This is a genomic window from Mycobacterium sp. 852002-51057_SCH5723018 (assembly GCF_001667035.1).
GTDB lineage: Bacteria > Actinomycetota > Actinomycetes > Mycobacteriales > Mycobacteriaceae > Mycobacterium.
Map to the genome: position 1 here is coordinate 1 of NZ_LZIR01000103.1, position 787 is coordinate 787.

The 787-nt window shown below is 67.6% G+C and carries 1 protein-coding gene; it reads right to left on the bottom strand.

Features of this window, described 5'->3' with window-relative positions; genetic code table 11:
* On the bottom strand, positions 1–787 hold a 787-nt coding region (locus A5764_RS21435), incomplete at both ends, for an HNH endonuclease signature motif containing protein (RefSeq protein ID WP_156664795.1).

Below are 787 nucleotides of genomic sequence, written 5' to 3' on the forward strand. Positions count from 1 at the left end.
TAGTTGTTTGTCGGTGGTGGCTGCGGCTGGAACGGTTCATACCACCACCAGTCGGCGCGCTCGCCGGTGGGCCCGGGCCACGGGGGAACAGCCGGCGGGGCAAGGTTGGGCGGACGCGCGAGCGATCCCGCGCGCAGCCGTTGACCGGCGCTGTCGGTGACAATCAGATCGTCGGCGCATCCGGCGATGGTGATGAGGCCCCGGTGGTGCAACCGATGGTGATACGGACACACCAAAACCAGGTTGAACAACTCCGTGGGGCCGCCGTCTTCCCAATGCCGGATGTGGTGGGCGTGCAGACCACGGGTGGCCCCACAACCGGGCACCGCGCACGTGCGATGGCGATACTCCAGCGCGCGCCGCAGCCGCCGGTTGATCACCCGCGTCGCCCGCCCAGCACCGATCACCTCGCCGTCGCGTTCAAACCAGACCTCACACGTGGCATCACACGTCAGGTATTGGCGTGCGGCCTCGCTGAGCAGCGGACCCACATGCAACGCCGCAGCGCGCCGCTCCACATCGACATGCACCACCACCGTGGTCTGAGCCCCGTGTGGCCGACGAGCCACCTCGGCATCCCAGCCCGCCTCGACCAAGCGCAAAAACGCCTCCACAATGCCCGGCAACGGCGGGCGCTGCTCCGAGGTGCGCTCCCCATCGCCGTGATCCTGCTTCCACTCGGCGAACAGCGCCTCACGATGCGACGCCAACGCCGCGTCGAACTTCGCCGCCTCCTCATGGGGAAGTCTGATCCGCCAACAACTGGACTGCTCATCACACGTCTTGC